The organism is Enterococcus sp. AZ084 (assembly GCF_051714905.1).
In the GTDB taxonomy this organism is placed as follows: domain Bacteria; phylum Bacillota; class Bacilli; order Lactobacillales; family Enterococcaceae; genus Enterococcus_B; species Enterococcus_B pernyi.
This window is the reverse complement of the sequence record NZ_JBIOSS010000001.1, coordinates 2884629-2909786: the sequence shown is the minus strand read 5'-3', so window position 1 is coordinate 2909786 and position 25158 is coordinate 2884629. Positions and strand designations below refer to the sequence as shown.

Sequence of the window (25158 nt, the reverse complement as noted above, 5' to 3'; positions counted from 1 at the left end):
CTATTTGCACCAATCATTAGGTCATAGAACCTGTGTATAAAAATAAATATTCTCTATAGGTAGAATACCCTCTTCTGAAATTTTTTTCAAGGAGGGATTTTTTATGGAGGATGTTTTACGTTCATGTTGTGCTGGTTTAGATATTCATCAAAAAGTCATTGTCGCCTGTGTCATCCGTTCTGTAGAAGGTAAAAAACGCCCTGAAAAATTTTTCGGTAGCTTCGATACAACCACTCGTGGATTGTTTGAGTTATCTGATTGGCTAACTTCTTATGAAGTGACACACATAAGTATGGAAAGTACTGGGGTCTATTGGAAATGTGTTTGGCGGATACTACAAAATCATTTTGATTTGCAGTTAGCGAATCCTCGTCACATCAAAAATATCCCCGGGAAAAAAACAGATATGAAAGATGCGGAGTGGATTGCTCGTCTCACTCGTTTAGGCGTTGTTCCGACCAGCTTTGTTTCACCAGAACCGATTCAGGAACTGAGAGACTTAACCCGCTATCGCAAACATTTAGTGGAAGATTTGAACCGAAAAAAAAATCGTGGGCATATGGTGTTACAAAATGCTGGCATCAAATTAACATCAGTGATTAAAGATATCTATGGGAAATCCGGTAGAGGATTATTGTATGCATTAATTGAAAATAAACCTCTGACAGAAGCGCTTATTCTTGAGTCTGTTTATACAACATTACGTAGAAAAGTGCCTCAATTACTAGAAGCTTTAGAAGGCTTTATGACGTCTCATTATCGTAAAATGTTATCCCTTCATCTCACTCAGATTGAGTGCTTGGAAAAACAATTACTAGAAGTCGAAGAAACAATTAACGACTATCTCGTCCCTTATGAAGAATACGTCGAACGTTTAGAGGAAATTCCAGGAATCAATCGCAGAACGGCAGCTGTTGTCTTGGCAGAAATAGGAATAGATATGAAGGTTTTCCCTTCAGCTGGACAGTTGGCTTCATGGGCGGGAGTTAGTCCAGGAAATAATCAAAGCGCAGGAACGACGCGAAGTAAACGCGTTGGAAAAGGAAATTCGTATCTAAAAAAAGTTTTAGCACAAGGGGCGCTGGCTGTTTCACAAGGGCGACCTAATCGAATTCAAGCTTTTTTCTTTCGAATTCGGCGAAATGCCGGACATAAAAAAGCCATTATTGCGACCGTACATTTACTCTTGCGTATCATTTATCGGATGGTTTCCGATCAGTCCCGCTACCACGAACTTGGAGAAAGTTATTTACGTAATAGAAAACAGCAATTAGCGATAGCTACTTAAATTGATCTATACCGATTTAAAGAGTTTTTCTTGAGTTGGTAAGGAGTAGCTTTTTTTTGCTTTTTTTAGGGAAGTTTTCGTATAAGAAGTGTTTAGCCTCGAGAAATAAGGCGCCATCCACGAAAATTGTTCTTCATATTTTTGTGGATGGCGCCTTATTTCCGTAGAGGTTACTTCTGCTCCCGCCGTTTATTCGGTTTTAGGTGGTGGAAGAGTGCTAATGTCCCACTTCCTTTTATTTTTTGAAAAAAGACGCAATCACAAGAATAAATTGAGCAAGGAGAAATGATTCTATCAGCAAATAGCGTATACTATTTGGTAGAGACAATTAGTCGAACAAAGACTGATTTACAGATAAATAGAGATGTTGCAAAAGCAACCTCAACTAAAGGAAGCGATCAAATATGAAATCTGAAATCATAGCAGTAGGAACAGAATTATTACTTGGACAAGTCGTGAATACGAATGCGACATTTTTATCAGAACAGTTAGCAGATCTAGGAATCGATGTCTATTATCACACAGTTGTCGGGGATAATCCGACTCGTTTGGAGGAGTTACTCCAGTTAGCTGAATCAAGAAGTGAACTAATCATTTTATGTGGTGGATTAGGACCAACAGAAGATGATTTAACAAAAGAAGTTGTTGCAAAACACCTTGATAGAAAACTGATCCAAAATACAGAAGGTTACAAGAAACTGTTGGCATTTTTCGAAACGACAAAAAGAAAAATGACGGATAACAATTTACAACAGTCCCAAATCATTGAAGGTGGCACACCATTACCTAATCGAACTGGCTTAGCGTTAGGCACGTTTTATCAAACGAAAAGCAATGCCTATCTTTTACTTCCTGGGCCACCGAGTGAGTTGAAGCCGATGTTTGTAGAACAAGTACGCCCCTTGTTAGAACAACAATTCCCTTCAGAAGAAAAACTGATCTCAAAAGTGTTGCGCTTCTATGGCATTGGTGAATCACAATTAGTAACCGATCTAAAAGACTTGATTGCTACACAAATCAATCCCACGATTGCTCCTTATGCCAAACCAAATGAAGTCACACTGAGATTGACCGTCAAAACGTCAGATATCCATGCAGGGAATCAAGCGTTGCACGCACTGGAAGAAAAAATCCAAGCCCGTGTCGGTGAATATTTTTATGGCTATGGGGATGACTATTCGTTGCCACAAGCCGTCGTCGATTTACTAAAAGAGCAGGGTAAGACAGTCACAGCGGCTGAAAGTCTGACAGCTGGAGCCTTTCAATCCGCACTAGGAGCGATTCCTGGCGTCTCTCAAGTCTTTTCTGGTGGTTTTGTGACTTATTCAGCAGAGACCAAAGCAAAGCTCTTAGGCATCGATCCAGACCTGTTAGAGCAGTTTGGCACAGTCAGCAAAGAATGCGCAGAACAAATGGCGATCCGCGCGCGTCAGCTCGTCGGTACAGATTATGCCGTAGCATTTACCGGCGTGGCAGGACCCGACACATTAGAAGGACATACTGCAGGAACAGTTTGGCTGGCCGTTGCATCTAAAGAAGGCGTAGAGACAAAAGAGTGTCACTTCACGAGAGACCGTGCTGCAATCAGAAATAGTGCGATTATGCAAGGATTTGATCTGCTGAGAAAGCAACTATTAAGAAAAAAATAAATGCGAATATTTGTTCGGTTTTTGCTTGCTTTTTTTAAATAAAAAAGATATTATAAACGTAATGAAATGTTACTTTGAGTCGTAAAAATAAGGAGGATTATCGTATTGGCAGATGATCGTAAAGCAGCCTTAGATGCTGCATTGAAAAAAATTGAAAAGAACTATGGGAAAGGTTCGATCATGAAACTGGGCGAAAAAATCGACCAACAAATCTCGACAATTCCAAGTGGTTCTCTTGCACTAGATGTTGCTTTAGGGATAGGTGGCTATCCTCGTGGACGGATCATTGAAGTCTACGGTCCAGAAAGTTCAGGTAAAACAACGGTTGCACTTCATGCAATCGCAGAAGTCCAAAAAAATGGTGGGACTGCCGCCTTTATCGATGCGGAGCATGCCTTAGACCCGCAGTATGCCCAAAAATTAGGGGTAAATATCGATGAATTACTCCTTTCTCAACCAGATACAGGAGAACAAGGATTAGAGATCGCTGATGCTTTAGTATCAAGTGGTGCAGTAGATATCGTCGTTGTCGACTCAGTAGCAGCTTTAGTACCACGTGCAGAGATCGACGGTGAGATGGGTGACTCACACGTAGGGTTACAAGCTCGTTTGATGTCTCAAGCCTTACGTAAACTGTCAGGATCGATCAACAAAACAAAAACGATCGCGATTTTCATCAACCAAATTCGTGAAAAAGTTGGCGTGATGTTCGGTAATCCAGAAATCACACCAGGAGGACGTGCGCTGAAGTTCTATGCAACGATCCGTTTGGAAGTACGTCGTGCTGAACAATTGAAACAAGGAACGGACATTGTCGGTAACCGTACAAAGATCAAAGTCGTAAAAAATAAAGTAGCGCCACCATTCAAAATCGCTGAAGTCGATGTCATGTATGGCTTAGGTATCTCTCAAGAAGGCGAGCTATTGGATATGGCAGTTGAAAAAGATATCGTTGACAAGAGTGGTGCATGGTATTCTTACAAAGAAGATCGCATCGGTCAAGGTCGTGAAAACGCGAAGATCTATATGTCAAATCATCCAGAGATGATGGCTGAAGTATCTACATTAGTGCGTGCAGCTTATGGCATCGGTGAACCAGTTGATGTACCAGAAGAAGCACAAGAAGAATTACCACTAGATGAATAAAGAAATAAGCGGGTATCCGGTAGTCTAATAACTACCGGATGTTTTTTTATTTTTCTCTAGAATAAGCACAAAAAAATCAATCATCACTCGCTCAAAACCTCCCTTTTTTGAAAAACAAGGAAGCCGTTTCTTTTCGTATTTAAAGTTGACACTACTGGAAACAAACATTAGAATAAACTTGTGCAGGTTTTTATGCACATATGCAACAGCATATTTATAGTTTAGAATAATTTATCATAGAAATTGGTAGATGATAAAAATGGAAAAGATAGTATGGAGGTGGATTTAATGGGACTCAACATTCTCCTCGCTATCATCGGTTTAATTGTCGGTCTTGGTTTAGGGTTTATGGTTGCGAAGTCACGTCATGAGAAAGAAATTGCTGGTGCAAAAACATCAGCTGCAAGTATTCTTGAAGGTGCAAAAAAAGAAGCAGAAACTCTAAAAAAAGAAGCATTGTTGGAAGCTAAGGAAGAAAATCAGAAATATCGTTCTGAAGTTGAAAGTGAGCTGAGAGAAAGTAAATTAGAGCTAAAATCTCAAGAAAATCGATTGATCCAACGCGAACAAACGTTAGATCGTAAAGATGACTCGTTAGAAAAACGAGAATACTCACTTGAAAGTAAAGAAGAGGCACTTAGTTCAAAACAGCAATTAATTGAAGAGCGAGAAAAAGACGTTGAAAGATTGATTGAAGATCAACAAAAAGAATTAGAAAAAATTGCTGGTTTATCGAAAGAAGATGCAAGAGAAGTAATCATGAAATCAACCGAAGAAGAGTTGAATCATGAACTGACCTTGATGGTAAAAGAATCAGAACAACGTGCAAAAGAAGAAGCAGATCGCAAAGCGAAGAACTTGCTTTCATTGGCTATCCAACGTTGTGCAGCAGATCAAGTTTCTGAAACGACAGTGTCTGTCGTGACATTGCCAAATGACGAAATGAAAGGTCGTATCATCGGACGTGAAGGACGAAATATTCGGACCCTTGAGACCCTTACAGGGATCGATTTGATCATTGATGATACACCAGAAGCAGTCGTTCTTTCAGGATTTGATCCAATTCGTCGAGAAATCGCACGAATGACATTAGAAAAACTGATTCAAGATGGACGGATCCATCCAGCACGTATCGAAGAAATGGTTGAAAAATCACGCAAAGAAATGGACGAACGGATTCGAGAATATGGAGAAGAAGCAGCCTTTGAAGTCGGCGCACATACGCTTCATCCAGATTTGATCAAGATCATGGGTCGTCTCCATTTCCGAACAAGTTATGGCCAAAACGTGTTGAAACACTCGGTCGAAGTAGCGAAATTATCAGGAATCTTAGCAGCGGAGTTAGGCGAAGATATCCAATTGGCGAAACGTGCGGGATTGCTGCATGATATCGGAAAAGCATTAGACCATGAAATTGAAGGCTCACATGTTGAGATCGGTGCAGAACTAGCAGCGAAATACAAAGAGAATCCGGTTGTGATCAACGCGATCGCCTCTCACCATGGCGATGTCGAAGCAACTTCTGTTATTTCCGTCCTAGTTGCCGCTGCAGACGCATTATCAGCAGCTCGCCCAGGTGCAAGAAGCGAATCATTGGAAAACTATATCCGTCGTTTGAGAAGCCTAGAAACGATCTCAAACAGCTTTGCCGGTGTTGAATCAAGTTTTGCTGTCCAAGCCGGACGTGAAGTACGCGTCATGGTTAAACCAGAAGAAATCTCTGATTTAGATGCGGTACGCTTAGTACGCGATATCCGTAAACGCATCGAAGATGATCTGGATTACCCAGGACACATCAAAGTAATCGTGATCCGAGAGACTCGTGCAACCGATTATGCGAAATAAAAAATAGTTAAAATATAGGATGACCCAACAGATTAGATTAGTCTGTTGGGTCATTTTTTTTATTCTAGGGCAGAACAGATCGTGACAACGCTTATGACTTTAAAATGATCTTTTATGACAGATAAGATATCCATAGTTTTTTAACGGTATAGTAATACTTGAAATAACTATAGTATAAGGAGGCGAAGCATATTGCGGATGAAAATAATGAAATTTGCTGACGAACATCCCTATCTAATCGTCATTTATTCTGGATTGGTTGGGAGTGCTTTTGGGATCACGATTGAATATATCGTGAATCGTGATTTCCTGCCGAGAGGCATTTATAGTCTGATGTTTTACTATGTCATAGAATTGTCGATCGTTAAACTCAAATCAAAAAAAAGAGGAAATTAAAACAAGACAATAAGAAAAGATATGTTTACATACATTCATAAAAAACGGCTGAAATGACAGGAAGTGTTCATTTCAGTCGTTTTAGGTGTAAAAAAACACTTAAATGAATTCCTTTTTACCTAGCAAAAAAATGCACACCTTCTTGAGTAATAAGTTGAAAATCAGCCATTTCATCTTGGAACGTTCAATCTAATTTATTTGACCATTTTTTTCTAAATTACTTGAATAAAAGGCACATAAATTTTTACCACCCTTGTATGATGAAAGTGAAGGGGAGAAGAGATTTGTAGAAAAGCAAATAAAACTAGTGATTTTTATCACCTTATTCAGTTGATTTGCATCTTTTAATGAAGGAGTGAGAAGAAATGCCAGGAGAAGATTTTAATCGAAAAATCGGTGAGTTCCACAACGAATTTAATAAGAAAGATGATCTAAAAGAGCGAGACAATATAGTCCATGACATTGTAAGTAAGTCAGGTCAGACCCCGAGAGACCTCCTAACCCCTACAGGATTCCTCTTTATGTGGAGCGTTCTAGCTGGTCTACGGATGCCAGAGGAACGCCCTGATCAGCAACGAGCGGTTCAAGATTCAGGTGCTGTTTTAGAAGTAGATACGCATGTTGAAATTCAACAGATCGGAAATCAAGTGCGGATGCCTGCGCTCAAGTCTAGATCGACGTTTAACCCCAAAAGAATGACTCCTCCTTTACCAACGAATACCACCCAAATCAAACAATACAAACCAGAAGTTGTCTCGCCACTTTCGGATTTAGCAGACGCTGCTCACCAATTTAGTATAGATATGCACAAATTTGCTCATGGTATCTCAACACTTATTGATTGTACGACTAGCGAGCAAGTGTCCCATAAAAGAGAATACGGTTTGTGGGAAAATAAAAATCATACACAAATCCATTTTAAGACAGTATGCCAAAATGCTATCGCTGAATCACATACATTGAATGAAGCACGAAGTCATACAACGCATTCCATACAGCAGTTTTCCTTCAAAAAAAGCACGAATGCAAATAATCCACAGCAATTTAATGCAAGCAATGCGGCTGAAAAGCTGAAAAAATTTTTTCAAAAGACTTTTGAGGAAAAGTATCAGAAGAATGAAACGACAACAGACGTTCCAATACCAGACAATGTGACTCTTAGTGTTCATTCTTTTTGGAATGGTCTAAATGAAGTATTCAGCTCTTTCTTTCATCAGCAAGAGCAAATCCTTGATTCGAGGAATCACACAGATGGAAAATACAATATTTTAGGACATTTTACAGAGTTATTAATCCAAACTTTCTCTAGCGATCCTGGAACACAAGAGAAATCTTCTGATCCGTTAGGCAAAGACAATAGGAAATATGATCAGCAACCTATTTTAAGTCAGCAGCTCCGGGCAGATGATTCGAAAAGCCGAGCATCTCATGAAACAGACGTGAGCATTTCCGCAAAACTTGTGGCTTTAGCCGAAGATTTTTCAGAAATGATTGACCGTTTTGTTAAGCGGTATGATTTCTTAAAAACAAGGATTGTCGCGGAAGCAGCAACCCTTCCTACGCAATCGATGGATGAGCCACCTGTAATGGAACCAACAACCCCAACGCTTGTTGGTCTGAAATCGTCAGAAGCAGTTTCTGAGGAAACACTTGAGAAAATCAACAAAGTCATGTTAGCTTATCTGGAAAATAAACCGTCACCCGTACCAGTCGCTGAACCATTTACCCCGTTCTGGTATGATCAAGAAGTCTTTGTTCAGCGTAATGAAACAGACAAAGCAAATGAAAAAATCAGGCAGGCTGTTTGTGAACAGCATAGTGAATTATGTGACATGAAAGAGAAACCATTCCATGATTTTTTCCTTGCTCTTCAAAGCTGGGCAAACAGAGGTGCATCAAATCATGAACTTCTTGAGAAGCGACAACAGCTCGCTAAGATTATTCTTAGTGCTTATGGTCTTTCAGTTGGGCAGTTAACTGCTATTAGAGCAATCAATATTTTCTTTCAATGGGAAACAAATAACGTGTTTAAACCATATACTTTTACTGAAATTAAGAATATTGAGATCAATCCGATACAAAAACATAATGAAACAATCACAGAAAATGATCTAACCAATAATTTATTCATTCCTGTTAGTGCTTCTGACTATAGTAAGGTCCTTCAAATCACCGAAGCCATCTCTCAAGATATACAACCCTTTGATCAGTCAGAATTATTACCAGTTTTTCATTTTGATGAACAGCTTTTTCAGCAGAAAAATCAGACAACTGATGTGAATCATCTGCTTAAATCTTTTTTCATCGGTACAGGAGTTGTGAGCCAGATAGATACCGACTTGGAGTTGATTAAGGTTGTTCAAAATTGGGCAGGTAGGAATTGGAAAAATGATCAAACCTTACAGTCAGAGCGGGCACAGTATTTAGCTTATCTCATCCACAAAGGGTACGGGATTGAAAATAGTAGACTTGGAGATTTCTTATCCGATATACAATTACAAGCAATTTATAAACAATGGAAAACGAACACGTTGCTAGTGGGGTATCGTTATAAAGAGAAGACGAAACAAACCATTCAATATGATTTATCACCAGCGGAGACCGTCTCGATTCTTCAAGTTAAAAAACATTTAAAAGAAAACAATCAAATCTATGATGACTTCATCCATGGTCGACCAGATAGTATCCCAAAGCAAACACTAATCGTGCCAATTTATTATCATAAACAGCTTTTTGATATGAGAGAGCATACCCAAGAGGCGAATGGAGTAGTCGGAAAGTTCCTATATAAAGAACAAATGTATTTCACAACGGCAACACCACGTCAACTGGTTTTGTTATTGCGAAAATGGATCTTTGAAGGCTTACAGTATGAAGAAATCAGCAAAAGGCAGAACATAGCAGCGAATATGATTTTGAGGGCTCATGGTGAGGAAGGTATTCCCTTAACGGATACTGAGGCACGAGCAATTATCTTGCAGTGGGAAAACAATAACGCACAGATGGGCTATACGTATAAGAAGGGGCAAGACGATCGTTTGGGTATCGATATTGAAGAAATCAAAAAGAATCAAGAACAGGAGCATGAAGAGGAAGTTAAGAAAAAGATTGAACGTTTTTTTTCAGAAAATGATTTTAAGCCTACGACACAAACGAATAGTCAGCCAAAAGAAGTGTTACATATTACCATAGATCGTATAAAGTTAGAAAAAGAAAAACAAAGAGTAGCTAAATTCCTAACTGAAAAAGGCGTGGATTGTGAAACTACAGATGACAATGCTTTTGCGAAAATAGTCTCAAATTGGGTATTGCTAGAAGGCGCAAATCAAGAGGTTATAGACATGGTTAAAATGAAACAAATTGCTCAAGTCATCCTTGGTGAGGAAGTAGATGGCGTCATTTCAAATAAAGGCGCTGAAATCACGTTCACGAATTGGTTGTGGGACATGATCGAAAGCAATCATTTAGTTTTGCCTACCACCACTCCCTCTGCGACTTTAGATGAAAAAGCAGGATCTACACCAGCAGTAACAATCAATAAATGGTTGGATAAGAAAATCATGACACAAGTTGAGACATTTTTTCGTCAAAAAGGCACGTTGTCAGCTACCCAAGTAAGTAAAGAAGATATTTTGTCTGCTATGGGGGAATGGTTTGGGCAAACAGGGATAGATGGCAGAGTCTCATCTGAGAAAGTCCAATCGATAGCAAAAGTTATCCTGAAAGAGTTAAAACTATATGGTGGACAGCCAGGAGAAGTAATCTCAGACAGGGACGCTGAATTGACCGTAATGAAATGGACAGTTGAAAATGTCCTGGGTACCACAATTGAAGGGTATGCAGCCAAACAGATCATTGATTCATCTGACCCATCTACATTTACGATCGGCCAGCTTAGGAAGTCATTCTCAGTAGAAGAATTGATAAAAGCAGATCTAATCAACATCCCACCGAAATCAGTCACTCCACAAGTAGATCAAAAAATAGGGATACAAAATAACATCACTAAACTATGGATTATGTTCATGAATCGAGCACTCCCTAATTATTTTCTTAAATCAAGTGACGTTGGTGACGATGTATTGATCGCTGATTATGATTCTTTAATGCAGATGACAGGTTCTAGAATATTAAAGGATCTAGGTTACCTTGAGAAATTCAATCGGACAGAAATCAAATCAGTAGGCGAACTTTTCTTTGATAGTTTTAGAGATAAAGGGATTGATACTGTCGAAGAAATTTCTCACCTCCTAGTTCCAGCGACACTGGCTACCGCTCAGTTGGACCCAGATATTCTAAGAGGTCCATTAGCAAAAGGGAACTATCAACAAGTCGCGTTAAGTACCTTTATCAATTATTTGCAACGTGGCTATTTTGAACTAATAAAAAAGCAAGAAATGGTCAATGACCTTGTCTTATCTTATCAAACAGCAGTAATCAACTGGCGCCAACAATCAGTGCTTGTGGATGAAGTACTGGAAGAGTGCAATAGACTCGGTATCAAAGTTAGTCTTGCGGGCAGACAAGTTTATCTCTCTGGCGGAAATCCCTGTCCTGGTCCATGGATTCCACCAGATATCAATGAATGGTATACGCGGTTAACGAAAGCTGTATCCGAATCATTTTATTCGTTGGATCAGTTTCTGATACGACTTGAGATGGATTCATTCCACAAAGATGATTTGAATTTTATATTTTCACCGGAAAGTCGTATATATGAGGCACAGGCAGTATTGAGTCATAAAGCAAGTCATCCAGCAAGCGGACCAGGAAAGTCAGGTTTTCCACCAGTCTTTTTGGCCAAAGAGGTGGAAGTAGAGACGCTCCTTACATTGGATGAGACAGATTTATTTGTAGTTACTCGTGGAGGAGAAGAAAGATGTTACGCGTTGAAAAGGCTGGAAAAAGATGGAGGATACAAGCTTTATCGCGTGGATAAAGATCCTATGTTATATCTCCGCTATGGGCTTTTTAATCGACCAGATCTTTGGAAAAATGAATTTCGAAAATATGAAGATAAAGTTCTGATCAGAGATAAGCCGTACATTCTTAAACTGGATTCGAATCAGAACAAACTCGTATTACAAGGTAATGCACAGGAGACGTTTATCAACCATATTAGCGGTAAACACCGGGATAAAGTCTATCGCCAACTATATGATTCAGGAAGAGAGACAACAACGGCTGAAAAAGTTTGGGATGTTTTCAAACATCTCATTCCTTTTTACGATTGTGTGGTCGGTAGTATCAATCAAGATATTGGTGAGGCGGTCCCCAGTTGCATGCTTGATGCAGTTTCCTTGATTCCTGTATTGGGTCAAGTCACTGCATTTAATACGAGATTTGCATTTGGTATGGCAAGAACGATCATGAAACATGGCGCAGCAGGTATAGTACGCCATAGCACACGTTTTCTCCCTAAACCATCAGAGCTTCGATCAATTGTTGTGAGTGCTATACTTTACGCTGATCCAGGAATAGGATTTTTGTATGATAGTTCAAAAGCCTTATCTAAGGGATTGATACGGTTAAAAAACCAGGTATTTATTAGAAAGGAACTCAAGGAAGTAGCGGCAAAACTAGAAAAATTTGGTGTAGAAACCAACGATTGGGCTAAAAGTTATACGCAAGCTACTTTACCAAATAATGGCCCAGAAATCCGTGTGAAACGTGTGCAAGATCATTTATATGTTCCAGTTTCAGATTTAAAAAAAGGGGATGTTTATGGGAACCGGTTTACCTTACGTGGGACAAAACTAAGACTGTTTGAGGGACAGGCAGTTTTTTTTCGCAGACACAAATATTTGATTAATCGAGTTTCAATGAAGATTCCTAACAGAGACGTAGCTGTAGAAGAACTAAATTTAAATCCTAAAGCTTATGGGGAGGCAACTACTTTAACGGTTACTGGGGAAGGAGATTTTCGCCATACCCTCATTGAAATGAATAAGAAACTAGTGCCTGTTAGAATCAGTACAATTGAGAACCATGGTGTCCGTTATGATGTATATGATCGAGGAGCGCTACATCCGGTAAACTTTAATGGGGTAGAGTGGTATTTTGAAGCAGAAACTAGTCCAAGTGTTTCGCTAGCAGTACGTGAAAAGGTAGGAAAGGAACTAGATCAGTATGAGTCATTACTGACTCCGACTACGCTATCGCCACCGGATGAGAATGGTTTGATGTGGAATTCTGCTGGGCGATCTTATATCAGAATCAAAGAACAATACCTTCCATTAGTTCTGTTGGACAAAGAAACGAATCGTTACCATTTGGTGAAAAAAAATTTCCTTTCACCAATGACCGTGTTACGTTTGGACACAAATAATGGTGTTTTTCGTTTTGAAACGTCTTTAGAGAAATCACATGAAAAATATCCAGGGACTGTCCAACATCATGGACCTAATTCTTCACAAGCAGGTACATCTAAAAAAGAGAATGTAGGTTCAGTTCCTGGAGGGGCAGTTACGCAGAGGCGTGAGAATTCATGGTATCCGCCGTATAATACCCTTCCAGTATCCCCCAATCGATGGTGGGGTTGGTATAGCATGCTGAATGCAATCGAGTATTCGCCGTTACATGGGATTTCAAGGTTAGAAGATGAATCAGTTCCGATTAAACCGTTGGATAATTTTGTCTCAGAACCACAAAGAATTGTCTTTATTGACGAGGAGAAAGCACAAAAATCGATTGCTGATGCTATCACCAAAGTATTGTCTTTGCAACCAGGGGATCAGTTTCGCGTTTTTTCCGGTTTAGATATAAGTAAAGTGCCGGAATCACTTAGACCGTTTATAGAGAAACTCCCACAAGAATTCGAGAACGCCACAGAAAATTTCAGAATCGTCAAAGATGTGTGTTTAGAATTACTAAAAGTAGATAAAATCGCAGAAACAGCCGAAGGTCAATACTTAATAAAATTCCTTGATATACCACCTTCTTTTCAACAAGAGAAGATTTTAAAGGAATCAGTAGAGAGGCTCCTTTCGATCGCAACAAAAGGCGAACAATTTTTGCGTCAAACAGCAGACTGGGGATTTGAAAATATTTGGATCGTTTCGACTGATTTTGTTCTAGATGAGAAGACACATGCCTATTATTCCATTAGTAATGATGATCCGAAAGCTTATGCCTTTGTATTGAAAGAAGATGCCGAGTGTCGCATCATTATTGTAGCGGATGCCTTCCATAAAAGACCAGAGATTTTACCAGGAATCCAAATGACAGCACCCCCAGAGATAACGATTACGCATGAAACCACACACATTGTTTCAGGAACATATGATGTTGTTAAATATGGGCTAACGCCTATTGGATTTTTGCCGAGTGGTCAAAATGTGAAAGATGATTTTCTTGCACGATACGCAGAATATTTTGAACATCCTAATTTTGATCAATTTGTTACAGCGGTAGCAAAACATCAAAATGCCCCTCGGTTATCTAAAAAAACTGTTATCAAAGCATTTCAAAAAGACCCTTTATTATTTACTAACTTCAAATTGACGGATGCTCAATTGCTTGCAACGATTATAAGAGATTTTGCCAATCAAAATGGGTTCTATAACCAACCGCGTGTCAAAAGAGAAACAAAGGAAGAGGGACTGGGAGATGGCAAGCTATTCACTGTGTTAGCAATGATGGAAACAGGTAATTTCTTTGTTTTAGAACAAACTAAAGATTTAGAAAAAAAGCAAGAATTGTCTGAAATGACGCCGTCAGGAGCTACTCAAACAAGGGATGAAGTAGCGGATTTTGCAAAGATTATAAGTCAAGGCAAAAAGATTAATAAAGCGACCAATGCGACAGCAACTTACCAGAATTCCAACGATGATTTTTCAATTGTACCACCAGATAAAAATTTAGAAAGGAAACAAGCAGTACCAAAAATGCCGGCAGAAGCATCTACTCAAAAAAGAGATAAAGCGGCAGATTTTGCAAGGATCATGAGAGGGGTTGAGCATAAAAATCAGTCCCACGGTCAACCCCGCGTCAAAAGAGAGATAAAAGAAGAAGGATTGGGAGATGGTAAGCTGTTTAGTGGTGCAACGACGATGAAAACAGGTGGTTTTTTAGTGATTGAACAAGATAAACGTTTAGAAAAGAAACAAGCAATACCAAAAATGTCGACAGAAGCACCTGCTCAAACAAGAGATGGAGCGGTAGATTTTGCAAAGATCATAAGTCATGGCAAAAAGGTTAGTAAAGAGACCAACGCGACAATCACTTACCAGCAGTCTATCGTGAAGGGAAAACAGGTTAGTCTGTAAAACGAACAGTAAAGGGCACTAGCCAAAAAAAGATAGCACAGAGATAAAGTATAATTTTACTACTGTAAGTATCAGCTAAAATATGAAGAATGACCTCTTCGATCACTAAGACAGTAAGCATAAAAATGTGCAGTCTTATTTTCGAAGAGGTTATTTCTGTTCTAAATGTTTATTGGGAGTAAGAGTGTATTTCTCTTGCTTTAGATACTAAGAAAAGTAGATGATAAAGAAGAATCGTTTAACTGTTATAGTGACATTCGTCACCCAACTATAGAAGAGGGACAATGAATGTCAATAGTTTGAAAATTCTACAACATCTCTAAATCTTTTTCGATCGTTTTGGTAATCCCTGTGATGATCGCGGGGATAAACCCAGCTTCTTCTAATGCGACGACACCAGCAACTGTCGTTCCGCCTGGAGAAGATACTTGATCAACTAATTCCCAAGGGTTTTCATCGCTTGCTAGAAACTTTTGACAGGAACCTAAAATCGCTTTGGCTGCAATTTCTGTTGCTGTTTTTTTAGGTAGTCCATGTAAAACACCTGCACGTCCCATTGCATCAATCAACATATAAATAAAAGCAGGGGAGCTTCCAGCTAATCCGATAAATGTACTGAAATCATCTTCTGCTAAAGGATAAACACTACCAATCGCTTCAAAGATTTGTGTCGCTTGTGTCAACTGTTCATTTGTTGCTGCTTGGTTTTTGCAGATTGCAGAAACACCCGCGCCAACACTTACGTTGACATTGGGCATCACACGAATGATAGCAGCTTCTGGATCAAGTGCTTGTTCTAGTGTTGCAAGCGATTTTCCTGAAGCAATTGAGATAAACAACTGTTGTTTACGATGGTCGCGTAATTCATTTAACACCTGTTCGATGATTTTTGGTTTCACTGCCAAAACAACGATTTCTGCTTTTTCAGCAATCTCTTGATTGGTTTGACAAGCATTGACCCCAACTTTACCAGCAAAGCGTTGGGCATTTTCATAATGACCGCTTGAAACAAAAATATCTTCTTTAGCCACTAGATTATTTGCTAAGATACCGTGAATAATTGCTTGTGCCATATTTCCTGTACCGATAAATCCGATTTTCATATAATCCTCTCCTTTGATTTTTAGCATAGCTTTCTTTCTCATAATCTGCAAGTCGAGAGACGAACCAAATTTCCAGCTTACTACTCAGGTCAAAGCGCTTCTTTCACGACCTTGATAAACGGTGTTCAAGGAGCAACACTTCGGACATAAGCCAAAAAAATCAAAAATGAAACAACCATTTTCAATTTTTATGTCTTATGCCTTTGTGCTGAACGCCCCTTTCACAACCATGATAAACGGTGTTCAAGAAGCTGACCTTCAACACTAAGCTGAAAAATCAAAAAATATGAGGAGCTATTTTCCGATTTCCCAGCTTACTGCTCAGGTCAAAGCGCTTCTTTCACAACCTAATGCCCAAAGTGGAAAAATCAATGTAAATAAGATAACATGAATGTATATGTTTAGAAAGTCTACAGGTGAGGAAGGGTGCCGGTGAAAAATAAATTACAGATCATGATCCAGTGGGTGAAAGCACACCAGTTGATTTTAAAACTGATTTTCTTTGGATCGATCCTTGTTTTTGTGGCAAATCAAGTCGCAAACATTGCCCATGGAATGAGTTGGCAAGATGTCTGGCACACGATGGAACAACAAAGTCATGTCACGTTAGCATGGATGATTTTAGCAGGTTTGATTGGTGTGATGCCGATGTTACTTTATGATTGGGTAACGATTCGAGTATTGGAAAAACAAGGCAAGCCCAAAATGAGTCGTAAAGACTTTTTGTTATCTGCATGGATCACGAATACGATCAATAACTTGGCAGGATTCGGAGGGATTGTCGGAGCAAGCTTGCGCGCCAGTTTTTATGGCAAGCACACGAATCGAAAGATGGTGTTGGCGACAGTATCTAAGGTTGCTTTGTTTCTATTGACTGGTCTTTCTATTTGGTCATTAGTGACATTCATCAATGTATTCTTTCTTCAAACAGATAGTGTATTTCGCAGTTATTGGATTTGGTTATTTGGTGGTAGCTTTTTGGCACCGCTTATCTTTTTGTTTGCATACTTGAAACGTAAAACACTATTTGTAGAATTTTATCCCAAAGGCTTGCTTGGCTTATTCCTAGCTTCCTTTGGACAATGGACCGGTGCCTTAGTAGTTTTTTTGTTGATTGGGCGCTTGATGGCTGTAGATATTTCTGTATGGTCCTTGTACCCTATGTTTATCATTGCCACATTGATTGGGATGTTGACGATGGTACCAGGTGGTGTAGGCACATTTGATGTGCTGATGATCTTAGGAATGAGTCAACTTGGCGTGCGGCAAGATGTTGCACTTGTTTGGTTGCTTTATTATCGTTTGTTCTATTATGTTCTACCATTTCTTTCAGGGATTGTTTTATTTTTGACACACACAGGTGTCAAAATCAATCGATTTTTAGATAATATTCCCCGACTATTTTTTCAAAAAATTGCTCATTTGGTGTTAGTGTGTGCCGTTTATTTTGCGGGAATCATGATGGTCTTACTTTCAACGATCACGAATCTTTCGACTGTCAGTCGCTTGTTTCAAATACTCTTACCCTTTTCGTTTGATTTTTTAGATCAGTCATTGAATCTGCTGGTTGGGTTCTTATTGTTAGGACTAGCTAGAGCTTTAGCGATGAAAGTCAAAAAAGCATTTATTCCTACGATTGCTTTACTCGCTTTTGGCATCATCAATACTGTGATGCGCACCTTATCATGGGAATTGATTGTTGTATACCTTTTGATTTTATTAGCGGTGTGGTTATCCCGAAAAGAGTTTTATCGTGAAAAGTTCGTCTATTCTTGGGGAGCAATCATATTTGATGCGTGTTTGTTTGGCTTTTTATTTATTGTTTATGCAATCGCAGGCTATCACCGTGGAAGTTTTTGGGTAGGTGATTTAACTGCGAATCGCTTTATTCTCTTTCCATCTGAGGATGTTTGGTTTTCAGGACTGATTGGTTTAGGGATCTCATTACTTGCGTTAGTTGCATTGTACCAATATTTAGCTTCAGAGACAGGGTTTGGTGAACCTCTGGATCAAATGCGTTTAAATCGCCTTTTGGCTGCCTATGGTGGAACGGCAGCTAGTCATTATCTGCACTTACCTGGATATACTTATTTTTATTATCAGGAAAATGATCAAGATAAAGTAGTGTTTGGTTACCAAATCAAAGGGAATAAATGTTTTGTTCTTGGTGATCCGATTGGTGATCCAACGAAGATACGTACAGCTACGCATGAGTTTTTGAAAAAAGCCGATTGTTTTGGCTATGAGTTAGCTTTTTATAAAGTATCCGAAAGTTATGTCGTCATGCTTCACGAAGCGGGTTTTCACTTTGCAAAAGTTGGCGAAGCAGCAATTACTGATCTTTCTTCAGATGGGCTACACTGGCGCACAAAGCAGATCGAATTGCAACGTTTGACGAATGAGGGCTACCATTTTACCTGGTATGACCAATTACCTGAAGAGTTGCTCGAACCGATCCAAGAAGTTTCGCAAAAATGGTTGGATGGTTCTCGTGAGAAGCATTTCTCTGTTGGTTATTTTGAGAAAGAGTATCTCTTGATGAGTGGTATTGGTATTGTTCGGAAAGAGCAGAAAATCGTTGGGTTTATTACATCTCAACCAATCAATGACCGCCAAGCGGGGTATGATTTATTGCGGTATCTACCGAACCAGCCGAATAGTCTAGGTGATTACTTACTTGCAAATCTACTGGATGTCTATCGCAAAAATGGGTATGCAGAAGCAAATCTGGGACTGGCTCCACTTGCAAATGTCGGAGAAACTGATTTCTCGTTCTTACAAGAAAAAGTGATGAGGATCATCTTTAATTACGGGAATTTCTTTTACTCATTCCAATTAGCTTACGAAGAAAAACAACGGTATGTTACTCATTGGGAGGGCCGTTATTTTGCGTATATGAAAGGAAGTAGTTTTACTTTAGCCACATGGCAGCTTTTCTTATTGATTGGCAAAGGGAAAGAAAAAGGAACAAGTCTAGCAGAAGAAGTTCTGACAGAATTGTAAAAATGATTGTAAAGCTGTGAGGAAAGTGTTTACGCATGTTGGTGGAAGCTATACTTTTATTTTCCCCTATGATAGAATACTTTCGACTTAGACTTTTCGAATGGGTGAGAGGATGGAATTGATTGAAAAAGCACCAGCGAAGATAAACTTAGGGTTGGATGTGTTATATAAAAGACCAGATGGGTATCATGAGTTGGAAATGGTGATGTCAAGTGTAGATTTAGCTGATCACTTGTTCTTTGAAGAGCTATCGGAAAATCGGATCATTGTTGAAACGAATAAAGCATTTTTGCCGGTAGATCAGCGTAACAATGTGTATCAAGCAGCTTTGTTGTTGAAAAAGAAATATCAAATCAAAAAAGGCGTAAAAATCGTTGTGAAAAAAAATATTCCTGTCGCTGCTGGCCTAGGTGGTGGAAGTACAGATTGTGCTGCCGCGTTGCGTGGAATCAATCGGTTATGGGAGTTAGGCTGTAGCTTAGAAGAACTAGCAGAGATCGGCTTGGAAGTGGGGACAGATGTTCCTTACTGTGTTTATGGCCAAACAGCTTACGTAGGCGGAAAGGGAGAAATCGTCCAATTGTTGCCAGCGATGCCCTCTTGCTGGATCATTTTGGTAAAACCTAAAATGAGTGTTTCGACACGAACTGTTTTTCGAGAAATCGATACGCAAAAAATCCAACATCAAGATATTCCTGGGTTGGCTGATGCGCTTCGACAACAAGATTATCAAAAAATGTTGACGAAAATGGGGAATAGTCTTGAAGATGTGACAGGAAAACGCCATCCGGTCATTTATCAAATCAAAGAGCGAATGATCAAATATGGTGCAGACGCGGCCCTGATGAGTGGTAGTGGACCAACTGTTTTTGCCCTTTGTCAACACTATTCCAGAGCCCAACGCGTCTACAATGGATTAAAAGGTTTTTGTGAGGAAGTTTATCTTGTCCGAACGCTATAAATGGATGAAAGAGACATGATGTCATGACGGAAGCAGTCAGCTTCGAAAAATAAGCGGTAAAAGAGGTCGGAATAGAATTGTTTAGCCTCGAGAAATAAGGCGCCATCCACGAAAATTGTTTTTCAAATTTTTGTGGATGGCGCCTTATTTTCGAAGAGGTTACTTCTGTTTCTGCTGTTTATTCAGTTTTAGGAGATGTGAGAGGACTAACATTCCAGACATCTTTCCCGCTGATTTCGTTTTAGAAGATGAAGGATCGTTACCTTCTTTTTTGTTATCAATCTCAACCAATCGTTCATTGTTCTCGGGACATAAAATAATAGTGTGGGACAGCCACTTTTTGACCAAAGTTGAAAGAAAACGATTACGTTCGTTGTTGATATGACGGGCAATTCATTTGTTTTCCGATTTACATGGTAAGTTTGCATTTAAATCAGAAAATCAGGTTAAACTATTGACTGTTTTTTTTTAATTTGGTACATTAATCCTCGTTGATAAATCGTAATATTACGATTTGTTTTGAAAGGAGCATATATGAAGAAATATTTATTAGCCGCATCTTTAGCAATAGGAGCTTTCCTATTTACAGCGTGTGGACAGACAACCCAAGAATCGGCACAAGATGAGTTGAACGTTGTCGCAACGTTTTACCCGATGTATGAATTTACGAAAGAAGTCGTTGGTGATACTGGGAAGGTCGAATTATTGATCCCCGCAGGAACGGAACCCCATGATTTTGAGCCAAGTGCCAAACAAAGTGCAACCATTGCGGATGCAGATGTTTTTGTTTATAACAGCTCAGATATGGAATTTTTTGTTGACTCATTGAAAGATACGGTCGATACCGATCAAACGTTGATGATCGAAGCCGCTAAGGGGATTGAACGTCTAGAGTCACAAGAAGAGCATGAAGAAGAGCACGAAGAATCAGAAGGACATCAGCATGATCATGCCTATGACCCTCATGTTTGGTTAGATCCAACATTAGCGATCCAAGAAGTACAGACGATTGCTACAGAGCTCGGCAAGAAATATCCAGATAAGAAAGATACATTTGACCAAAATGCCGCAGCTTATATCAAAAAATTAGAAGCATTGGATCAGAATTATACAGAAGCATTAAAAGGTGCAACCAATCGAACGTTTGTGACGCAACATGCTGCCTTTGCTTATTTAGCAAATCGCTATGACCTAAAACAAGTAGCCATCTCAGGAGTTTCACCGGATCAAGAGCCTACGCCTAGTCGATTGGCTGAATTGAAAGATTTTGTCGATCAAAATAAAATCGAAGTCATCTATTTTGAAGAAAATGCGTCATCTAAAGTAGCTGAAACATTATCAAAAGAAACAGGCGTAAAACTGGAAGTACTCAACCCCCTTGAGAGTTTGACGAATGAACAAATCGAAGCGGGTGAAACCTACATTTCTACCATGGAGAAAAACCTAGAGGCATTAAAAGAAAGCATAAAGTAAAGGAAGGGAGTCCTCTATGTGCGTTATATCGAAATAGCTGATCTTACTTTCTATTATGATGAAGAACCTGTGTTAGAAGGTGTTTCTTATCATGTAGATGCCGGTGAATTTGTGATTTTGACTGGTGAAAACGGGGCGGCAAAATCTACATTGATCAAAGCTTCTTTGGGGTTATTGAAACCCTCTAAAGGGACCATCAAAATTGCAGGAAAAAATCAGGACGGAGACAAATTAAGTATCGGGTACATTCCCCAACAAGTTTCTTCCTTTAATGCGGGTTTTCCTAGTACAGTCTTAGAATTAGTACGTTCTGGCAGATATCCGAGAGGTCGTTGGTTCAAACGGTTAAGCGAAAAAGACCATGAGCATGTCAAGCGTGCCTTAGAATCTGTTGGTATGTGGGATATGCGTCATCGCCGGATCGGTGAGCTGTCTGGTGGTCAAAAGCAACGAATCAGTTTAGCACGTATTTTTGCGACTGATCCAGATTTATTTGTACTTGATGAACCAACTACTGGAATGGATGAAGAATCACGAAATGAATTTTATCGTTTATTGCGCCATAGCGCACACGACCATGGGAAAGCTGTATTGATGATCACTCATGATCACGAAGACATCAAACAATATGCGGATCGACAAATCCGTTTAGTGAGAAAGGAGGATTCTCAATGGCGTTGCTTTCATATGAATTCATGAGGCGGGCATTTCTTGCTGCGATCTTTATTGCAGGAATCGCACCGATGTTAGGAGTATTCTTAGTGATACGTCGGCAATCGTTGATGGCAGATACACTTTCTCATGTTTCTTTAGCAGGGGTAGCCTTAGGATTTTTCCTCAATCTCAATCCAACGATGACCACAATGGTGGTAGTCGTTATCGCTGCAATCATTTTAGAATACCTACGTTCGATGTATCGTACGTATTCAGAGATTTCCATTGCGATCTTAATGGCAGGAGGACTTGCGCTTGCATTAGTTTTGATGAATTTGAGTGGGGGTAATTCTGCCACGAGCATCCAATCTTATTTATTTGGATCGATTGTGACGATCACTTGGCCACAAGTTCTATTCCTAGGTATTTTGTTTGCAGTGATCGGTCTTTTGTTTTTCTTATTCAAACGTCCGATGTACGTGTTGACCTTTGATGAAGACACCGCTCATGTCGATGGACTGCCGGTTCGTTGGATGTCAATGATGTTCAATATTATTACTGGGGTAGCAATCGCTGTCATGATTCCGATAGCAGGCGCGTTGCTGATTTCTGCTATTATGGTTTTACCAGCAGCAATCGGGATGCGTTTAGGGAAAAGCTTCAATATCGTCATATTGATCAGTATCATCGTTGGTTTTATTGGTATGCTTTCTGGGTTAACTAGTTCGTTCTACTTGGATACACCGCCAGGGGCAACTATCACATTAGTATTTATCTTTTTATTCTTATTAGTCAACTTGAGTAAACGTATTTTATTAGGAATTAGAAGGAAAAAATAGACCACTATTTTTAAAACAGGTAGTTATTTGAGACAAACAAATGTCTTAAATAGTTACCTGTTTTTTTATAAATACCGAACTATTTTCTTAATTTTGGATAAAATGCTCGAATTTTCCCGAAAAAACTTATATAATGAAACACGATAAAATTTGTTGGAAAAAGGAGCTGGAATTTTTGAAAGTACGTCGCAGTGAGCGTCTTGTCGATATGACACAGTATTTATTAGATCATCCGCATGAATTGATTTCATTAACAAGCTTTGCCGAACGTTATGAATCTGCTAAATCTTCGATCAGTGAAGATTTGGGAATCATCAAAAAAACATTTAAAGAAAGAGGTTACGGAACGCTTGAAACAATCCCTGGTGCAGCCGGAGGTGTTCTATTCATTCCGGAGATTTCCTACGAAGAAGCAAAGAAATATGTTGAATCGCTAGCTGAGCGCTTGTCTGAACAAGACCGTTTACTCCCTGGAGGCTATGTTTACTTATCTGATCTATTAGGAGAACCTGAGCTATTACGTCAAGTAGGGAAAATCATTGCCTCAAAATATTTAGGAGAAAAAATCGATGCTGTAATGACTGTAGCCACAAAAGGGGTGCCAATCGCTCAAGCCGTTTCCTATTACTTGAACGCACCGTTTGTCATCGTTCGTCGTGACTCTAAGATCACAGAAGGTTCTACAGTGAGTGTGAACTATGTTTCAGGTTCATCTGAACGGATCGAAAAAATGGAACTATCAAAAAGAAGTTTGAAACGTGGTTCTCGCGTGCTTGTCGTCGATGACTTTATGAAAGGCGGCGGAACAGTGAACGGAATGAAGAGCTTGATTGAAGAATTTGAATCTGAGCTTGTCGGTATCACTGTGTTTGCGGAGTCAAAATTCAACGGACATCGCGCAATCAATGACTACACGTCGCTACTTTACGTCAAAGATGTGGATACAAAAACGAAAAATATCACTGTAGTACCAGGCAACTATTTCGAAGAATAAAACAACGAACATAGCGGTGCTATGGAAAAAGAAGAGGCGATGGATGATGTCTCTTCTTTTTTGTGTGGTCTAATTGCTAAAATGAACGTTTAGTTGAAAAAAAAGAGCGACTGGGCTAAACTAAAAATAATAAATCGTAATTTAGGAGTGACACATTTGGATGCACGTTATGCAATCATATTAGCCGCGGGTAAAGGTACTCGCATGAAATCAAAACTATACAAGGTCCTACACCCTGTTTCTGGGAAACCGATGGTCGAACATATCATCAACCGTGTAAGTGAGACAAACCCTGATCAAATCGTGACGATCGTTGGTCACGGTGCAGAGAAAGTCAAAGCTCAGCTAGGTGAGCGCAGCGAGTATGCGCTACAGGCTGAACAACTTGGGACGGGTCATGCGGTACTACAAGCAGCCTCATTTTTAGCAGGTAAGGAAGGCACGACGTTAGTCATCAGTGGTGACACCCCTTTATTGACAACTGAGACGTTGAACAACTTGTTTGAATACCATCAAGGGAAAAATGCAAGTGCTACGATTTTGACTGCACAAGCAGAAGATCCGACAGGTTATGGCAGAATCATTCGTGACCATGTAGGAATCGTTGAAAAAATCGTTGAGCAAAAAGACGCTTCGCCAGAAGAAGCGTTAGTTCAAGAAATCAATACAGGAACTTACTGTTTCGATAACAAAGCGTTATTTGAAGCATTAAATAAAGTAGGAACAGACAATGCACAAGGCGAGTATTATTTAACAGACATCGTTGAGATCCTAAAAGATGCTGGAAATCCAGTTGCTGCGTATCAGACGGAAGATTTCGATGAGTGTATGGGTGTCAATGATCGTATGGCACTAGCAAAAGCAAACGAGTTGATGCGCCAAAGAATCAACAAAAAACATATGGTCAATGGCGTTAGCTTTGTTGATCCTGCAACTACGTATATTGATGCAGATGTTGTGATTGGTTCAGATACAGTGATCGAAGCGGGCGTTCAGATCCAAGGAGAAACAGAAATTGGTGAAGATTGTTTTATTGGTGCACATTCACGTATTGTTGATAGCAAGATCGGTGACCAAGTAGTCATCGAAAACTCAGTGATCGAACACAGTGTGGTCAAAAGTAAAGCAGATGTAGGACCGTATGCCCATTTACGTCCAAAAGCAGAAATTGCAGAAGGCGTCCATATCGGCAACTTTGTAGAAGTGAAAAATGCAAAAATAGGCAAAAACACAAAAGTTGGTCACTTGACGTATGTCGGGGATGCAACACTAGGTGAAGAAATCAATGTGGGGTGTGGTGTCGTCTTTGTCAATTATGACGGAAAAGCAAAACATCATACAACAGTCGGTGACCATAGTTTTATTGGGTCAAATGCGAATCTTGTGGCGCCAGTAGACGTGGCAGAGAATACATGTATCGCTGCTGGTTCGACAATCACTAACGATGTTCCTGAACATGCGATGGCAATCGCACGCGCTAGACAAGTCAATAAAGAAGGATACGCGAAGAAACTCCCATATTCAAATTGATACTTTTTGC

At 39.6% G+C, this 25158-nt stretch carries 14 protein-coding genes; 13 read left to right on the top strand and 1 reads right to left on the bottom strand.

The window, feature by feature from the left end:
* Positions 1-103 precede the first annotated feature (103 nt).
* The 6 genes from IGI79_RS13125 to IGI79_RS13100 all read left to right on the top strand — a co-directional run bounded on the left by IGI79_RS13125 (position 104) and on the right by IGI79_RS13100 (position 14591).
* Positions 104-1288, top strand: coding sequence for an IS110 family transposase (locus tag IGI79_RS13125; RefSeq protein WP_438846054.1), 1185 nt, complete (start codon positions 104-106; stop codon positions 1286-1288).
* Between the two features lie 404 nt (positions 1289-1692).
* Positions 1693-2937, top strand: a complete 1245-nt coding sequence (locus IGI79_RS13120) for a competence/damage-inducible protein A (protein WP_104775979.1) — start codon at positions 1693-1695, stop codon at positions 2935-2937.
* Positions 2938-3042: 105 nt separating this feature from the next.
* Positions 3043-4083 (top strand): recombinase RecA, encoded by a 1041-nt coding sequence (gene recA / locus IGI79_RS13115; RefSeq protein ID WP_019723454.1) that lies wholly within the window; start codon positions 3043-3045, stop codon positions 4081-4083.
* Between the two features lie 288 nt (positions 4084-4371).
* Entirely contained in the window at positions 4372-5928 is a 1557-nt protein-coding gene (rny, locus tag IGI79_RS13110) for a ribonuclease Y (RefSeq protein WP_104775978.1), read from the top strand.
* A gap of 192 nt (positions 5929-6120) precedes the next feature.
* Positions 6121-6324 carry a hypothetical protein gene (locus IGI79_RS13105; protein WP_029594071.1) on the top strand — a complete coding sequence of 68 codons (204 nt, stop codon included), beginning with the start codon at positions 6121-6123 and terminating at the stop codon, positions 6322-6324.
* Between the two features lie 365 nt (positions 6325-6689).
* Complete coding sequence (locus IGI79_RS13100) at positions 6690-14591, top strand: QWxxN domain (RefSeq protein ID WP_438846053.1); 7902 nt, start codon at positions 6690-6692, stop codon at positions 14589-14591.
* Between the two features lie 308 nt (positions 14592-14899).
* On the opposite strand, the gene proC is transcribed toward IGI79_RS13100, so the two are convergent.
* Positions 14900-15694: a pyrroline-5-carboxylate reductase gene (proC, locus tag IGI79_RS13095; protein ID WP_019722362.1), complete on the bottom strand. Its 795-nt coding sequence runs from the start codon at positions 15692-15694 to the stop codon at positions 14900-14902.
* A gap of 432 nt (positions 15695-16126) precedes the next feature.
* Between proC and mprF the strand changes: the two genes are divergently transcribed.
* From mprF to glmU, 7 genes are all read left to right on the top strand, one after another.
* On the top strand, positions 16127-18697 hold the full coding sequence (gene mprF / locus IGI79_RS13090; protein ID WP_104775976.1) for a bifunctional lysylphosphatidylglycerol flippase/synthetase MprF: 2571 nt from the start codon (positions 16127-16129) through the stop codon (positions 18695-18697).
* 112 nt (positions 18698-18809) lie between these two features.
* Positions 18810-19658, top strand: coding sequence for a 4-(cytidine 5'-diphospho)-2-C-methyl-D-erythritol kinase (gene ispE, locus IGI79_RS13085; RefSeq protein WP_438846052.1), 849 nt, complete (start codon positions 18810-18812; stop codon positions 19656-19658).
* Positions 19659-20192: 534 nt separating this feature from the next.
* On the top strand, positions 20193-21131 hold the full coding sequence (locus IGI79_RS13080; protein ID WP_104775974.1) for a metal ABC transporter substrate-binding protein: 939 nt from the start codon (positions 20193-20195) through the stop codon (positions 21129-21131).
* Positions 21132-21149: 18 nt separating this feature from the next.
* On the top strand, positions 21150-21830 hold the full coding sequence (locus IGI79_RS13075; protein ID WP_010734086.1) for a metal ABC transporter ATP-binding protein: 681 nt from the start codon (positions 21150-21152) through the stop codon (positions 21828-21830).
* Complete coding sequence (locus IGI79_RS13070) at positions 21803-22624, top strand: metal ABC transporter permease (protein WP_019722358.1); 822 nt, start codon at positions 21803-21805, stop codon at positions 22622-22624. Before IGI79_RS13075 ends, IGI79_RS13070 begins: the two co-directional genes overlap by 28 nt.
* A 175-nt stretch (positions 22625-22799) precedes the next feature.
* Positions 22800-23618, top strand: coding sequence for a pur operon repressor (gene purR, locus IGI79_RS13065; protein WP_010734088.1), 819 nt, complete (start codon positions 22800-22802; stop codon positions 23616-23618).
* A 156-nt stretch (positions 23619-23774) separates the two neighbouring features.
* Positions 23775-25148 carry a bifunctional UDP-N-acetylglucosamine diphosphorylase/glucosamine-1-phosphate N-acetyltransferase GlmU gene (gene glmU / locus IGI79_RS13060; RefSeq protein ID WP_065095615.1) on the top strand — a complete coding sequence of 458 codons (1374 nt, stop codon included), beginning with the start codon at positions 23775-23777 and terminating at the stop codon, positions 25146-25148.
* Positions 25149-25158 lie beyond the last annotated feature (10 nt).

Bases quoted from the DNA above. Each gene is read 5' to 3' on its own strand.
- IGI79_RS13125 (WP_438846054.1), top strand. From the start codon at position 104: ATGGAGGATGTTTTACGTTCATGTTGTGCTGGTTTAGATATTCATCAA.
- IGI79_RS13120 (WP_104775979.1), top strand. From the start codon at position 1,693: ATGAAATCTGAAATCATAGCAGTAGGAACAGAATTATTACTTGGACAA.
- rny (WP_104775978.1), top strand. From the start codon at position 4,372: ATGGGACTCAACATTCTCCTCGCTATCATCGGTTTAATTGTCGGTCTT.
- IGI79_RS13100 (WP_438846053.1), top strand. From the start codon at position 6,690: ATGCCAGGAGAAGATTTTAATCGAAAAATCGGTGAGTTCCACAACGAA.
- proC (WP_019722362.1), bottom strand. From the start codon at position 15,694: ATGAAAATCGGATTTATCGGTACAGGAAATATGGCACAAGCAATTATT.
- ispE (WP_438846052.1), top strand. From the start codon at position 18,810: ATGGAATTGATTGAAAAAGCACCAGCGAAGATAAACTTAGGGTTGGAT.
- IGI79_RS13080 (WP_104775974.1), top strand. From the start codon at position 20,193: ATGAAGAAATATTTATTAGCCGCATCTTTAGCAATAGGAGCTTTCCTA.
- IGI79_RS13070 (WP_019722358.1), top strand. From the start codon at position 21,803: ATGGCGTTGCTTTCATATGAATTCATGAGGCGGGCATTTCTTGCTGCG.